Source organism: Herminiimonas sp. Marseille-P9896 (assembly GCF_903993245.1).
In the GTDB taxonomy this organism is placed as follows: Bacteria; Pseudomonadota; Gammaproteobacteria; order Burkholderiales; family Burkholderiaceae_D; genus Oxalicibacterium; species Oxalicibacterium contaminans.
Genome location: NZ_CAJEVT010000003.1, coordinates 364,759 through 379,076, shown reverse-complemented (window position 1 = coordinate 379,076; position 14,318 = coordinate 364,759). Strand labels below are relative to the sequence as shown.

At 54.9% G+C, this 14,318-nt stretch carries 14 protein-coding genes and 1 riboswitch; of the genes, 1 reads left to right on the top strand and 13 read right to left on the bottom strand.

Features of this window, described 5'->3' with window-relative positions; all coding sequences use genetic code 11:
* Nucleotides 1–506: 506 nt before the first annotated feature.
* Complete coding sequence (locus H7U06_RS12180; RefSeq protein WP_175626420.1) at nt 507–3,800, top strand: autotransporter outer membrane beta-barrel domain-containing protein; 3,294 nt, start codon at nt 507–509, stop codon at nt 3,798–3,800.
* Nucleotides 3,801–3,815: 15 nt separating this feature from the next.
* Here the strand turns inward: H7U06_RS12180 and H7U06_RS12175 are convergent, their stop codons facing one another.
* The 13 genes from H7U06_RS12175 to glyA all read right to left on the bottom strand — a co-directional run bounded on the left by H7U06_RS12175 (nt 3,816) and on the right by glyA (nt 13,956).
* Nucleotides 3,816–4,973 (bottom strand): BamA/TamA family outer membrane protein, encoded by a 1,158-nt coding sequence (locus H7U06_RS12175; RefSeq protein WP_254873233.1) that lies wholly within the window; start codon nt 4,971–4,973, stop codon nt 3,816–3,818.
* Between the two features lie 243 nt (nt 4,974–5,216).
* Entirely contained in the window at nt 5,217–5,828 is a 612-nt protein-coding gene (locus tag H7U06_RS12170; protein WP_175626419.1) for a riboflavin synthase, read from the bottom strand.
* A gap of 17 nt (nt 5,829–5,845) precedes the next feature.
* Complete coding sequence (gene ribD, locus H7U06_RS12165; protein WP_175626418.1) at nt 5,846–6,937, bottom strand: bifunctional diaminohydroxyphosphoribosylaminopyrimidine deaminase/5-amino-6-(5-phosphoribosylamino)uracil reductase RibD; 1,092 nt, start codon at nt 6,935–6,937, stop codon at nt 5,846–5,848.
* Nucleotides 6,938–6,998: 61 nt separating this feature from the next.
* The gene (locus H7U06_RS12160; protein ID WP_175626417.1) at nt 6,999–7,550 is read right to left on the bottom strand and encodes a GspH/FimT family pseudopilin; all 552 of its coding nucleotides are present in this window, start codon (nt 7,548–7,550) and stop codon (nt 6,999–7,001) included.
* Nucleotides 7,537–7,977 carry a type IV pilin protein gene (locus tag H7U06_RS12155; RefSeq protein WP_175626416.1) on the bottom strand — a complete coding sequence of 147 codons (441 nt, stop codon included), beginning with the start codon at nt 7,975–7,977 and terminating at the stop codon, nt 7,537–7,539. The genes H7U06_RS12160 and H7U06_RS12155 overlap by 14 nt, the downstream gene beginning before the upstream one ends.
* Nucleotides 7,978–7,991: 14 nt before the next feature.
* On the bottom strand, nt 7,992–8,702 hold the full coding sequence (locus H7U06_RS12150; RefSeq protein ID WP_175626415.1) for a PilX N-terminal domain-containing pilus assembly protein: 711 nt from the start codon (nt 8,700–8,702) through the stop codon (nt 7,992–7,994).
* Nucleotides 8,703–8,709: 7 nt separating this feature from the next.
* Nucleotides 8,710–9,585, bottom strand: coding sequence for a PilW family protein (locus H7U06_RS12145; protein ID WP_254873232.1), 876 nt, complete (start codon nt 9,583–9,585; stop codon nt 8,710–8,712).
* 47 nt (nt 9,586–9,632) lie between these two features.
* Nucleotides 9,633–10,184: a type IV pilus modification protein PilV gene (gene pilV, locus H7U06_RS12140; protein ID WP_175626414.1), complete on the bottom strand. Its 552-nt coding sequence runs from the start codon at nt 10,182–10,184 to the stop codon at nt 9,633–9,635.
* A 175-nt stretch (nt 10,185–10,359) separates the two neighbouring features.
* Nucleotides 10,360–11,241: an EamA family transporter gene (locus H7U06_RS12135; protein ID WP_175626413.1), complete on the bottom strand. Its 882-nt coding sequence runs from the start codon at nt 11,239–11,241 to the stop codon at nt 10,360–10,362.
* A gap of 32 nt (nt 11,242–11,273) precedes the next feature.
* On the bottom strand, nt 11,274–11,630 hold the full coding sequence (locus H7U06_RS12130; RefSeq protein WP_175626412.1) for a DUF1801 domain-containing protein: 357 nt from the start codon (nt 11,628–11,630) through the stop codon (nt 11,274–11,276).
* Nucleotides 11,631–11,636: 6 nt separating this feature from the next.
* Complete coding sequence (locus H7U06_RS12125) at nt 11,637–12,029, bottom strand: VOC family protein (RefSeq protein ID WP_175626411.1); 393 nt, start codon at nt 12,027–12,029, stop codon at nt 11,637–11,639.
* Between the two features lie 5 nt (nt 12,030–12,034).
* On the bottom strand, nt 12,035–12,496 hold the full coding sequence (gene nrdR / locus H7U06_RS12120; RefSeq protein ID WP_175626410.1) for a transcriptional regulator NrdR: 462 nt from the start codon (nt 12,494–12,496) through the stop codon (nt 12,035–12,037).
* Nucleotides 12,497–12,711: 215 nt separating this feature from the next.
* On the bottom strand, nt 12,712–13,956 hold the full coding sequence (gene glyA / locus H7U06_RS12115; protein ID WP_175626409.1) for a serine hydroxymethyltransferase: 1,245 nt from the start codon (nt 13,954–13,956) through the stop codon (nt 12,712–12,714).
* 145 nt (nt 13,957–14,101) lie between these two features.
* A riboswitch (ZMP/ZTP riboswitch) is annotated at nt 14,102–14,223 on the bottom strand.
* Nucleotides 14,224–14,318 lie beyond the last annotated feature (95 nt).

The following is a 14,318-nucleotide window of genomic DNA, read 5'->3' as shown; positions in this document are numbered from 1 at the left end:
TCAAGCCACGGTCTGCACCTGGGCTCATTTGGCACCTCAGGCACGATGCGGCATGTAATGAATTGCACATTGCATGCCAGCTAAAAATTCCATATCCGCGACTAAGCACCCGCCACCAGGAAGAAAAATATCCTTTAAAAATAGAAACTTAGGAGCGCCACTCGGATCCGGCTGATGCGTCAAGCATGGCGAGCGAGGAAATGGTGTTCCGCCGTTACGTTACAAGGGGAACAAATTGTTTCGAATGTGCAGGGGTCAGGCAGACACTCCGGAATAATTACGAATGTTAATTTTCCGTGAAATTTAGCCCGCTTCATACGCGGGGACTTAAGCGTGTTTTTTGCCCTAAAGGACAATCCCGCCATCACCAAGAGACAAGTGCCATTTCTGCGTGCTTGCACCAAGCTTCAAACGACACCTTGAATGCCCGCGCCATAGCCATTCAGTTGTACCTCCGGATGATTTGAGAAAAACAGCCACCACGCTGAATCTAGTCAGGATTTCTCATGAAAAAAAAGATGAGCGCAGCCATAGCCCGATGCCGCAGAAGTACGCCGACATGTGCCGCCGTACTTCTCCTGTTTCTGGTAGATGAAAGCCAGGCACAAATCACCATAGGTCCCGGTAATGTCACGACCACAACATCGGTAGCTGCGGGCACCACTACTACTGTGGTCGGCAATACCAACATCACAGTGCCAGCGGCCAACGCCATCAACGTCAACAGCGGCGGTACGCTGCTACTCGATAGCACCGCCGGGCCGACACCGGGACAGATCAACATCACCACGGGCGGAAGCGGCATTGGCCTCAACTCGACAGGCGGCAACATCCAATCAAGCGGACAACTGGTGCTGCAGTCTGCAGGCGGCCATGCGGTACTGGCGAGCGGCGCTGGCAGCAACATCACGCTCAATGGCGGTGTGAACATCGGCACTATCGGTACCGGCAGCGGTTTGATCGGATTAAGTGGTGGCCAGATAGATGCGACGAATGTAAGCATCAACAATACCGGTGCATCATCCGGTTACGGTGCAGTCGCAGAAAGCGGCAGCAGCATCCGCTTGCATGGCACGACCAATATAGCTACCACAGGCACCAGTTCCATCGTACTCGGCGCGTCCGCCAGTGGCAGCCTGCTGGATGTGACGTCGGCCGCGACCATCACAGGCGGAGCAAGATCAACCGGCATTTATATGCTCAATGGTGGGCAGGTTGGATTACGCTCCGGCTCTGTCATCAATATGCAAGGCATAGGCGCGGTTGGCATGATGGTTGATAACACGAGCAGCACACTGGGCAGCGGCATAACGATCAATCTGAACGGAGCCGGTGCCGGTAATGGCAGTACCGGTGTTGTGGTCACACGTGGTGCTAGTCTTGGCGCACAGAATCTGACGATACAGGGAGCCAATGCCACACTTGGTGTCATGGTGAATGCAGGTAGCAATCTTAGTTTGACCGGCACCAATCTGATACGCATCAGCCAGTCCCAAAATGCGGGCTGGTACACCTCATCCTCAGGCTACCTCGTGACTGCTTCAGGTGCGATGTATACCGGTTTTACATCGACTGCGACAAGCACACGTGCCGGCCTGGCGACCAGCGGCGGTACGATCTACAGTAGCGGCACCACAATAGAAGTCAGTCCTAGCAACGGTTACGGCGTATGGGCCAACGCCACTGCATCCGGCTCGGCCACCGTCACACTGGATAACAATGCCATCACGACCACAGGTAATGCCTCCTATGGTTTGAAAGCGACGACCAATGCAGCCGGTGCCAATGTAGCGCAAATTACAGCCAACAATACGCAAATACAAAGTTCCGGTGGTGGTGGTGCCATGATCATCGAATCCTTTGCCGGCGAAGCGTCCATCACACTGAACAATTCAATAGTGCGGGCAACGGGCGCGAGTACCAGCGGCCTGGTATCGAGCAATAACTCGGCTGCCAATACCAATCGTTTCAACATGTCGGGCGGCGAACTTAGCAGTGCCGCGGGTGATGCAATTGAAGCTTATGGTGGCTTATTAGTGGCGACGATAGGCGATGGCGCGCGCGTCAGCAGTCCGGCCAACCTGCTGTATGTGGCGAACGGCGCACAAGCGCAATTGACGGCGTCTGGCAATAGCGTGCTAACGGGCGATGTACGGGTCAGCGGCGTGGCAGTCAACCTAGGCACACGTATAGGTGACTGCTTCGAAGAGAGCGCCGGTCCACTCGTAGGCGGCCCCTGCGCCGTATACGCCGCACCCGCTGCCGGTGCACCGACCGCCGACCTCACACTGCTTTCCGGTACAACATGGACCGGTGCCTCCTTGGGTGCCACCAATGTGACCGTCAACAATGCGACCTGGAACGTCACCGCGAACTCCCTGATTACACAGGCGTTGACGAATGCAGGTACGGTTGCTTTCACACCGTATGCCGGTGCATACCGCACCCTGACGACTAACAACTACATAGGCCAGGGTGGTTCGCTGGGCCTCAACACCTACCTGGCTACAGATGGCTCACCTTCCGATTTACTGGTAATCAACGGTGGTACTGCATCCGGCACCTCCAGCCTGCTTATCAACAATACCGGACCCGGCGCAGTCACCACCGGCAACGGGATACAGGTAATCAAGAACCTGGCTGGTGGTACCACGGCGACCAGCGCTTTTCATCTGGGACGCGCCGCGGTGGCAGGTCCGTATGAATATGAACTGCATCGCGGCGCACTCGATGGCAGTGATCCTGATGGCTGGTATTTACGCACCCGGCAGAATGACTGTGCGATGCCGGGTGCCCCCTGCCCTGCACCATACATCCGTCCGGAAATCTCGGTCTACACTGCGATCGCACCTAGCGCGCTGCTATACAGCAGTACCTTGCTCGATACCCTGGATGAACGCATAGGACGCAGCGAAGGCCCGTCCCCGCAAACAGGCCTGGCTGCAGGTGATGCCGACAAAAAGGATCGCAATGTGTGGGGACGCCTGCTCGGCATGCGCGGTTCACGCAACGGTGACGTGCGCGGCATCTACGGCTATGGCCCCAGCTACGACTACAGCTTCCAGGGCATACAGGTAGGTACCGATCTGTATCGCAAGCCGCGTGAAGATGGCCATAGGGACCAGGCAGGTATTTATGGTGCGATAGGCTACGCCAAAACCAATGTCATCCACTATGACCAAACCCAGGCCGGCAACAATCGCTTCACCGGCTACAGCATAGGCGGCTACTGGACACACATGAGTGCAGAAGATGCTTATGTAGATCTGATCGGGCAAGTGACCAAATACGACGTCAAGGCCAGCTCACAACGCGGCCTGCCTGATATGAAAACAAATGGCCTGGGCTGGGCGGTATCAGGAGAGATAGGCAAACCGATACGCATGGAAAAGGACTGGATCGTCGAACCGCAAGGACAACTGGTGTATCAATCATTACATCTGGACGATGCGATAGACGCTGGCTCTACCCTGCAATTCAGCAATATGGATTCGCTGCAAGGGCGCCTGGGTGTGCGCATCGCCAAAGATACCAAGGGCAAGGAAGAAGCCACCGGTGGCGGCGTACGCTTTAGTGTGTGGCGTGAATTCAGGGGCAATCCGGTCACATCGATATCGACTGCCAGCGGCTATTTGCCGTTTCGTGCCGACATGGGCGGCAGCTGGTGGGAAATCAAGGCGGGCATGACATCCAAGCGCAGCAAGCGCACCTACCTCTACGGCAACATCGGTTATCAACAAACCTTCGACAAGGCCGCCTATGCATGGGATGCCAAAATAGGTATGCGCATGGACTGGTAAAGTAGCGCGTTGAGCTCAGCGCCAGGCGCTTCCTATCTGTATATAAAACGCATTGTCGTCCTTGCTGCGAGCCACATCGATACCCAGTGAAAGTCCCAGCTTGCGCGCGATCAAATAGCGGAAGCCTGCGCCTACACTGGTAGCGGTTGATGCACTCGAGAAATCATTCCATTTGCCATAAGCCTTGCCCGCACCTGTAAATCCCAATACCGACCAGCGTGGTGTGACATCCCAGCGTAACTCGAGCTCCGTAACTATGGCGTTTTGATCCTGATAGCGTCCTTTGGATACCCCGCGCAGATCGACATAAGGTTGCGCATAGAACGGAATATCGCCGCTGGAAAAACGTCCATCCGCACGCAGGCCCAGTATCCATTTCTGGGAAAGCGGCAGCCAGGTATAGCCACGCGCATTGTATTGATTGAAATCCTGCTTGCCACCGAAAGCACCACGGGCGAATTGGGCTTCAAACTCAGCGTAGGTACCGCGACTCGGATAGAACATGTTGTCGCGTGTATCGTAATCAACCACCAGCCCCAGCTTACCAATCGTCAGATCCCTGCCCGGGAGATTGAGTTCATTCGCGACTTCGCCGGTAAAGCGTGTATTCGAATCAAAGTAAACATAGCGCGGACCGACATACCAATGGGAGTCTCCCACGCGCGCCAGCAATTGCTGCATGAAAAACACACCGTCGAGTTCATAGCCGCGGGGCCGACTGGACTGGCCATAGTAGTCGAGGTTGGCATGCATCTTGGCGATTGCTCCAAGATAACGATAACGATCGGCGTCCCAGGTATGAAAATGCGCGAGGCCAGCGCCCCAGGTTCCGTTGTCAGTTTTTGCGCCACCCAACACGGTGATATTCGGTGGCGCCATACCCTTGCCGCTTTTCTTTGCTTCAGCGGCAGCTTCAGAAATTGACTGTGAAAAAAAAGCCATGCCCACACCCAGGCCATAGCCTATCGCCGGTTCCGTAATGATGGTCGGCACGACCAGCGCACCTTTGTGGTTAAGCAGAAAATCGCTCAGGTCCAGCTTGCCGTCTTCCGGATCAAAAAACTGTATCGGCTTGTCGTTCGCATGTCCTTGCGGAGCACCGGCAAAAGCGAGCAGCAAACCGAGAATAACAGCTGTAAGCGTACGGAATGGCAAAGCAAAGTGGGCTTGCATGCGATTTACCTTCCGATATCCTGGTGCACATACATGAAGCCCATGAAAAGCCCGGGCACGGGGATTCATGCTCTGCTATGCAGGTAAGGCAGGCAATCGTACTTTGGGGTGTAGCTAAATGCCCTAAAGTGCATTCAGTACGATGGAGGGAAGTAAAGCGTAAAAAGGATAATTACTGGCAAGCCAGCTATTCCAGCGAGGCTGGAAATAGCATAGCCAGATGGATGCAATTTATGCAGTGACTTATTTAGATTGCGACAACATGCGCTCAACATAACGCGCGATCAAATCAATCTCCAGATTCACCTTGCTGCCTACCTTAAGATGCTTGAGCGTCGTGACCTGTACCGTATGCGGAATCAGGTTGACCGAAAAAGTACATGCGGCTGCACTATCAGCCACGGTATTCACCGTCAGCGATACGCCATTGATGACGATAGATCCTTTAACCGCGATGAACTTGCCCAGTTCCTTGGGTGCATCGACTGCCAGCAGCCATGACTCACCGACTGGTTCGAATTTGCTCACGGAACCCAGTCCGTCAACGTGGCCGGAAACCAGGTGACCGCCGAGGCGCTCGGACAGGGTTACTGCTTTTTCCAGGTTCACTTCGCCGATTGCATCCAGCCCTGCCGTGCAATTCAAGCTTTCGCGCGAGACATCGACGTCAAACTGTTTGTCGGTTTTAGCCACCACTGTCATGCACGCACCGTTGAGCGTGATTGAATCGCCGAGCGCGACGTCAGCCAGCGGCAGGCCGCCGGCATCGACGGTCAGGCGGTGTCCGGCATCGGCATCGCCGAGCGGGGTGATGTGGGTAATTTTGCCGATGGCAGCGACGATTCCAGTAAACATGATGGCGTGAAAATTAGTTAGATGAAACGAGCAAGGATACGCAAATCGGCACCGATCTGCTTGACCTCATGGAAAGTTAAGTTTTTCTTATGCTCCAGCGATTCCAGCGGCGGCAGGTTGAACATGCGCTGCGCGTCGCCCAGCAGCGTCGGTGCCAGATACACCAGCAACTCATCGACACAGCCTTCACGTATCAGTGAGCCATTTAATTTAAAGCCTGCTTCCACATGCAATTCATTGATCTGGCGTCGTCCCAATTCCTGCATCAGCGCAGCCAGATCCACCTTGCCGCTGGCATTCGGCAGCACGATGACTTCATGACCGAGGTCACGCAAGGGCTTTTCTTTTTCCGGATTAGATTGTGCAGCCACGATCAGGGAGCCGCCACCACTCAAGACACGCGCGTGCTGGCTGATCTGCAACTGGCTATCGATCACGATGCGTTGTGGCTGGCGTGGGGTGTCGATGGCGCGCACATTCAATTGCGGATCGTCTTCCATCACGGTGCCGATACCGGTCAGGATGGCGCAGGCACGCGCACGCCAGTAGTGGCCATCGGCGCGCGCTTCGTCACCGGTGATCCATTGGCTAATCCCGTTATGCAAGGCGGTCATGCCGTCCAGGCTAGCCGCACTCTTCATACGTACCCATGGCTTGCCGCGCTGCATGCGCGACAGGAAGCCGATATTCATCTCGCGTGCTTCTTCTTCCAGCACGCCGCACGTTACTTGTATGCCCGCCGCTTCCAGCCGCGCCAGCCCCTGCCCTGCAACCAGCGGATTTGGATCGGCGATGGCAGCCACTACCCGCCCGACCCGCGCGCGTATCAATGCATCGGCGCATGGTGGTGTGCGGCCGTGATGGCTGCATGGTTCCAGCGTGACATAGACAGTAGAGCCGCTGACATCAAAGCCGCGATCTGCCGCATCATTCAGCGCCTGCACTTCGGCATGCGCATGACCGACCGGCTGCGTATAGCCGCTGCCTATGACTTTGTTTTCCTTGACGATGACGCAACCCACGCGCGGATTGGGCGTGGTGGTGAACATGCCTTTGGCGGCCAGTTCCAGTGCCAGGCGTATGCCTTGTACGTCGCTATGAATTTCCACGTGTATCTTTACTGTTGATGTCGTTATATCGGCTGCAGTGCGCTATATCGCTATACGCCTGTCAGCAACTGATCTTGTCTTTCAGCGGGTCACATATGCGCGGTCGTCCCAGGAAATTGATCACGACCTTGCGCTTGTATGGTCCCAGCTCCAGCAGCCAGTGCCCGGACTGCGCGACCTGCCTGCCAGCGTTGCTATGGCTACGGCCAGTACCGCTGTATGCGACATATTGTACTTTTGAATCACTAAAGCGTGGCGTGATCTGCAAATCGACTACTTTCACGGCATGGGTGTGCAACACGGTTTCGTGGCTGTCCGATCGCTGATTATTGTTTTCATCGATAAACACCAACCATCCGTGTCGCCATTGCATGCTGTCCAGCGGTACAAGGTCGCCCCGGCGCCCGCGATGGATGGCCTCAGAACGTGCCAGATTGACAGCCATAAACAAGGCATTGGATGCCGTGGCCAGACGCTGGGCTTGTATGATTTTTTGAAATACCGGCACCCCGCTCGCCAGGACGATGCTAACTATCGCCAGCACCACCAGCATTTCAACTATGGAATATCCGCTGCGATACGCGCCACTTCCCATCGTCTTACCAGCAGCCATCTGCATGTGCGGTCTTTTCGCCGCGACTATTCAGGCTCAAGGTACCGCATAGCGGATCGCGATAGGAAGAATTGACGCGCTCGGTCCCGGGGCGTGCAATCAGGCGTATGCAATGTCGAACGCCATCATCGCCGCATGGCTGCGCGCTGATTTCATAGGAGCTGCTGGTACTGCTTGCACCTGAAAACCATTTCATGCCGTGTACATGTTCATCATTTGTGTGCGAAGAGAAAGCCCTGTAGCTCGTATGCACGGAGTAATAGCGTTCCTGTTGCTGCATCACCGTCATCAGCGCAGCACGGCCTTCCGTCCGCTTGCCCTTCACCACAGCATGTTGGTAAGACTGCACAGCCCAACCCGCGAGCAGCACCATAATGAACAAGGCGATCAATACCTCTATCAGCGTAAGCCCGTTATGCCAACGCATCTCCACCTCCGGTTTTAATTTCCTGCAGCATGCAGTTCATGCCAGTTAATAATCTCGCGCCAGCTCAGACGTCCGGTAGCAATGGATGGCGGCTCCTTAGTTAAAGCCTCTGCCTGCCGCTTCCGGTAAACGCTTTGCAATACCACCTGCGTGCCGACACTTGCGCCGTACCCTATGGCAGTGATTCGGTAAAAGTACGCAGGCTTGCCAGTCAATTGACTTACCTTGTGATCCACCATCAATTCAACGACATAGCGTGGCTCCCTTGCAGGCAAAGCAGCGATACCGGCCAGAAACTGATTCCCGGTAAAGCGGCCATAAGGCACCGTATGGGCGCCGTCGGCCGTATCGTCAAAAAAATTGATGCCTTCCCTCGCAGCTGCGCTGCCATCTGGAGCCGGGCGACACAAACCCAGGTGGGCATTGCCTAGTCCCCTGTTACAGCCCTCCTCATGTAACAAGGGAAAGCCCGACTCACTGTGTTGAGTAAAAATATGGCTACGGGATATTGCGGCATCGAAAGAATGTGCGATGTCGATCTCTGCATCCAGCAAGCCAGCTTCTGCGGCCTGGAAAGCGATATGCCTGTCCCTGTCATTACGTGCTGCCTTCTCACCCTGCAAGGCTATCCGCGCTGCTGCGAGTCCCAACATGAGTATCAGCAACAGCATCACCAGCACAGTGAGCAATGTCGCACCGGCCTGTGAGAATTTGCTTTGCCACATGGGCCGCCTAGATACCATTTGACGCGCCGGCATTGCGCAACTGTATGGTTTGCGTAAATACCTTGCGTATCCGCTTGCGCTCGGTAAGCGGCATATCCTGCTCGGCTATCATTACTCCGATGTCACCCGCGTTCTGATAGGAGGTGTCAAATAAGTGATGCGTCGTTTGCGCATCTCCGTCACGCGCTGCATGCGCGCTCCTGACCAATATCGAAACTTTGACAGCGCGCACCTTCTTCCAGTGTGTCCGGCTTTGCCTGTCCGCCAGACGTGCTATCGCATTCTCTCCATTCAGGGTCATTGCATCATCCAAGGCTACGATGTCGCTCGCATTGAGATAGCGATCCGCGACGCCATTGCCATCCACATCGATGCCATACAAAACCTGGAACGACTCTATGCCACGCGCAATCGCGTCCGCATTCCAGCCGCGCCTCGAGCGATATTTGCAACGCAGCTCAGGCTCACCCACCCTGTCCCGTGCCACAAAGAATATGCTCCAGGCTTCTTCATCCTTGCCACCAGGTATCACTGCCAACCCGGCGCAATTAAACATTGCCTCATCACCGGAATAAGACAAGGCCAGCACGTCGCTGCCATTTACGACCGTAGACGCAGCCGCAGCATCCATACCTGCCGTCGTTCGCTTGAGACTGCTCGCATCCATACCGATCACATGCGGATGAATATCTGCGTTGCTGCTGGCTGCAGCCAGGTTTTTGTATCCGGCCTGTCGTATCGCACGCGCCAGCATCTCCATCGCGTAACGCCCTGTTTCCTGCACTTGTACATGTTGATCCTGCGCCAGATACGCAGCCTGGTTTGACGCCAATAATCCAGTCGCAAGCAATGTGATGAACAAACCGATAGTCATGGCAACCATCAGCTCCGTGATGCTTATGCCACGCTGGTGGGAGAACGCTTTCATGGCTAGTGAGCCGCAACAGGCAGTACCAGCACGGGAGGAAAATCCGAGCCTGTTGCGCTCCGGTCAGGCCAGCCTATCTTGATATAGATGAGTGGATAGGAATGCGCGCCACTGCTTTCGGTGCAGCGCCATGTATATCGCTGCCTGCTCGTATCCCATGGTTGCGTATCGCGGCAAACCCGCACGCGTGCAGTGGGCAACTCTTTGCTGACACGCCTTAACCAGAGCGCTATCTCAAACTCCGCGAGCTCCTCTGCATTGCAATTGGCGTCCCTTCCATAGCAATTGATCGCCGGCTGATGGTAAGGAATCTGATAATCGATAGCCAGATAAGGATTGCTCACACCGCGCGATTGCACATGCTGACTATGGCTGCGTATGTGGTCAGCCATCTCAAGCGCAAGGTGCAAGGCTGTCGTTTGAAAAGCAGACCAGCGGGATGTTTGCAAGACGGTGAGCTGCATGCCGGCAGCACCGATTACACCAACCGTCAGCACGAGTATCGAGATCAACACTTCGATCAGTGAAAAGCCATCTGCCGCAGAATTCGTCATTTCTGTTCTCCGTGACACAAACAACATGTCGAAAATGAACAGACATTTTGTGAAGTTGCAGCTCGAATCGCATCCCATCAACATGGGAAATGACGATTAGCGACGCGCGGAATTCTCCCGAAAGGATAGGGAAGATTTATGTATGGAAATTATTGCTGAAGAAAGATAGCAAGGACTAGGCTACCGCCAGCGCAATCACGCCCAGCGCAATAAAGAGGGCACCTATGAGGCGTTCAGTACGATCGCCCTCTTTCAGCAAATGGCCACCGATGATGGCGGCAAACAGCATCGACACTTCACGCGCCGGAGCCACATGTGACAAAGGAGCCAGCTTCACGGCATACAGCACCAGCACATAGGAAATGGGACTGATCGTACCGACGATCAACGCGTACTTCCACTGTTTCTGCCACAACTGTGCCGCAGTGGCGCGATCATGGAAGTAAGTCGGAGCCAGCACCGCGATGCGTATGAAGTTGCCGATGTAATCGATCAGGATAGGCGACATCAGCATGAACTTGACCGCATAACCATCCACCACCGTGTAACAGGCGATGAAAGCACCCGTTAGCAAACCGTAGAAGATGCCAATGTGCACGCGCCTGCGCTGTTCCGCATCCTTGGCGGCGAGGAAGAGCTTAGGGCCACCGGCAATCAGGAACACGCCCAGTACGACGCCTGCTATCCCGCCCACACCCAGCGCCGATATTTGTTCACCGAGGAATAACAGCGCCGCCATTGATGACAGCAAAGGTCCGGAGCCACGTGCCAGTGGATAAACAACCGTTAAGTCAGCCTTGCGATAACCACGCAATAGGACGACGTAGTAAATGACGTGCAGGATACCGCTGACCAGGATGATGGCCCATTCTTTCCAGGCCCAGCCCGGCACCACATCCCACGCCAGCCACAAACCGAGCGGCGTCCAGACCAGGGCAAGGAAGAGACTGGTGAATAAGGCGAAACGCGCATCACCGCCCGCACGCTTGGCTACGATATTCCAGCCGGCATGGATAAAGCCAGCGGTGATCAGTAAAGCGAGTGCAGAAAAAGACATGAAGAAATGTGGCGGGTCAGCAGGACTAGTGCTCAGCCATTAGCGTTTGCAAACGCCTGCCTGAAATAATCCGCCAGATGCTTGCTTTTGATTTCATCCAGGCTATGGATCTTGATATGACGACGTAGCTTGCCTTTGCCTTCCAGCACCTGCCACTCATCCTGCAAGTCGCAGCCATGGCCAAATTCGATGGAGATGTGTTCAGCGTAGGCAAATACGCCGCAGAAGTCGTTCGGTGCGGCAAACATGAAGCCGCCATACATCACACGCTCCGTCGCCTGCTTCACTCCCTTATAAATGACGCGCCGCGCTGCCATTACCAACTCATGGCGCTCCGGGTTGACCAGATTGATATCGTTCAGCAGTTGTTCGACGCGAGCATCTGACATAAGCAATCAGGCCGCGATAGGTGTGCAGAGTTCTACCAGCGAACCATCCGGGCAGCGCACATAAGAAACCACCTGGCCCCACGGTTTGGCTATCGGTGCGGATAATTCAGTCGCACCCGCAGCCAGGGCTCGGGCATGTGCTGCCGCCACGTCGTCCGTGGTGAAGGCGATCTCCATGCCGAGCGGCTTCGGTGAAGTATGGGCAGCGATGTGTCCGCCGCTGTAATTCATATCCGCCAGTTCATGCGCGGCAAAGGCCAGGGTGGTGGCACCGGTTTCCAGTTCGCCATAGGTACCCGACTCGTGCAGGAATTTACGGTTAAAACCGAACGCTCGCTCAAAAAAGTCTAGCGACGCCGCTACGTCCGGCACGTAGATGATGGTGTAAGCAAACTGCATCGCGCTTATTTCCCGGAAGGCTTACCGATTTCCGCAATCGCATCCTGGAACTCCGCCACGTCCTCAAAGCTCTTGTAAACAGATGCAAAGCGGATGTAGGCGATTTTGTCGAGGCGCTGCAATTCGCGCATGACCAGTTCGCCGATCTGGCCGGAGACGACTTCGCGTGCGCCGCTGGAGAGCAACTTTTGTTCTATACGATGGATGGCAGCATCGACCGCTTCAGCAGAAACAGGACGCTTGCGCAAGGCCAGTTGCAAACTGCCCTGCAATTTCTTGGGATCGAAGTCTGTACGACTGCCATTTTTCTTGACCACGACCGGCATCGTCAATTCGATGCGTTCGTAGGTAGTGAAGCGTTTATCACAGCTGGTACAACGGCGGCGACGACGTATGCTGTCGCCCTCCTCAGAGACACGGGTGTCGAGGACTTGGGTATCGTCGTGCTGGCAAAAAGGACATTTCATCGCGGTGCCTGGCCTTATGGATCGTTACATCAGCAAAAATTTAACAATCGAATTTAATTATTCTTAACCGATAACTACCGGGAAAATACTGGGACTGCTTCCGTCTACATCCCAAAATGGCCCTGCCTGGATCACTCATCCCGACAAGGCCATTCTGCAGCGTGCTTCATTCTTCCGAAGTACGCTTTAGTAATGCTACAGACTTTAAATCAAACTCAACCGTAGACCGGGAAAGCGTCCGTCAGTTTTTTCACTTCCGCTTTGACGCGTTCGATGGTCGCCGCATCATTTGGATTTTCCAGCACGTCGGCGATCAGGTTACCTACTTTGGTCGCTTCCGCTTCCTTGAAACCACGGGTCGTCATCGCAGGGCTGCCGAGGCGAATACCCGAAGTGACAAATGGTTTTTCCGGATCGTTAGGGATCGCGTTCTTGTTGCAGGTGATGTGCGCGGAACCGAGCAGGCTTTCTGCATCCTTACCGGTGATCTTCTTCGCGCGCAGGTCGACCAGCATCACATGCGATTCGGTGCGATGCGAAACAATGCGCAAGCCACGTGCGATCAATGCCTTCGCCAGCGCGTCTGCATTTTTCACGACTTGTTGCTGATAGGTTTTGAATTCTGGTGCCAATGCTTCCTTGAACGCTACCGCTTTACCAGCGATGACGTGCATCAGCGGGCCACCTTGCAAGCCTGGGAAGATGGCCGAGTTGATGATCTTCTCGTGCTCTGCCTTCATCAGGATGAAACCGCCGCGTGGACCACGCAACGATTTGTGCGTGGTCGAAGTGACGAAGTCGGCATAAGGAACCGGGTTCGGGTACTCGCCTGCTGCGATCAGACCGGCGTAGTGCGCCATGTCGACCATGAAGTAAGCACCGATTTCCTTGGCGATTTTGGCGAAGCGTTCGAAGTCGATACGCAATGCATAAGCAGAAGCACCGGCAATGATCAGCTTAGGCTTATGCTCACGTGCCAGGCGTTCCATGGCTTCGTAATCGATTTCTTCCTTGTCGTTCAGGCCGTAGGAAATAACGTTGAACCATTTGCCCGACATGTTCAATGCCATGCCGTGTGTCAGGTGACCGCCTTCAGCCAGCGACATGCCCATGATGGTGTCACCTGGTTTCAGGACTGCCAGGAACACGCCCTGGTTGGCTTGCGAGCCGGAGTTCGGTTGTACGTTGGCAGCATCAGCGCCGTACAGTTGTTTCAGGCGGTCGATCGCGAGTTGCTCAACGATATCGACGTATTCACAACCACCGTAGTAACGCTTGCCCGGATAACCTTCGGCGTATTTATTGGTCAGTTGTGTACCTTGCGCTTCCATCACCGCAGGCGAAGTGTAGTTCTCGGATGCGATCAGCTCGATGTGTTCTTGCTGACGTGTATTTTCCTTCTGGATGGCCGACCACAGTTCTGCGTCTGTTTTTGCTAAGGTCTGGTCTTTTGAAAACATGAATCACTCCAATCGTTCAAAAAATGGGCAGGAAGCTAAATCGCGCAGGCCGTGACGAATCACAACATGCTAAATCAACACTACCTGGGATCGAATGAGGAGGCCGGAAACGGAATTTGCAGGCAGCCTCAGTCGTACTCTCCATTCGGGCTACCCAGGCGCACGGCAATGAAATCTCACGCTTCACGGTGGGTAAGCCCACCTTACGACGTAATTGACCCAGAACAGCAGGAAAATCAGCCGGATTCGCCAGTCACGTGAGACGAAATGGTGCAAGGATTCTACGACAAGCGCCTGTTTTCGGCAAGCGGCAGCCGGCGCAGATGGCATGAATAAATGACAATATTCGGCCAGTCACGCCG